The sequence below is a fragment of the Actinomadura sp. GTD37 genome (genome assembly GCF_041951365.1).
Lineage (GTDB): Bacteria > Actinomycetota > Actinomycetes > Streptosporangiales > Streptosporangiaceae > Spirillospora.
In genome coordinates, this window is sequence record NZ_JBGNUS010000029.1 from 1 (window position 1) to 848 (window position 848).

Annotated in this window: 1 pseudogene; it reads right to left on the bottom strand. The window is 64.6% G+C overall.

Annotation, left to right across the window (positions count from 1 at the left end):
• Positions 1-848 (bottom strand): annotated as a pseudogene (locus ACA511_RS40600) (cysteine--tRNA ligase); the annotation flags it as partial.

Sequence of the window (848 nt, forward strand, 5' to 3'; positions counted from 1 at the left end):
GCCCGGGCCTTGAGCGCCGTCACCGTCATCACCAGCCGCTTGAGCCGGGTCAGTGCCGCCGCCAGGTTCTCGGCCGAGAATTCCAGTTCGCTGCGATACTGGGCGGAAAGGCACATCAGCCGGTAGGCGAGCGGATGCACGCCCGCGTCGATCAGCGACTGGAGCGTGGTGAAGCCGCCCTTGGACTTGCTCATCTTCCCCTGGCGATCGACCAGGAAGTTGTTGTGCATCCAGAAATGCGCGCCCGAATCGCCGCAGCCGCAAAAGGCCTGATTCTGCGCGATCTCATTGGGGTGATGGATCTCCCGATGGTCGATCCCGCCGGTATGGATGTCGAAGGGAGCCCCTAGATACTTGATGCTCATCACCGAGCATTCGAGGTGCCAGCCCGGCGCGCCCTTGCCCCAGGGGCTGTCCCATTCCATCTGGCGCTGCTCGCCCGGCGGCGATTTGCGCCAGATGGCGAAATCCTGCGGATGGCGCTTGCCGGCCACCGGATCGATCCGCCCTTCCGCGGCATCGTCCCGATTGCCGGCGAGGCGGCCATAGTCGGGCACGGTGGTCACATCGAAATACAGGCCCGAATCGAGCGTGTAGCAATGCTCCGGCGCGATCTTCTCCGCGAAATCGATCATCTCGGCGATATGGTCGGTCGCGACCGACCAGCGCGAGGGCTGGCGGATGTTGAGGTCGGCGATGTTCTGCTTGAACGCCGCGGTATAGTGCGCCGCGATGTCCCAGATGCTCTTCGCCTGGGCGCGGGCCGCCGCCTCCATCTTGTCGTCGCCGGCATCGGCGTCCGACGTCAGATGGCCGACATCGGTGATGTTGATCACATGGGTGAGGGG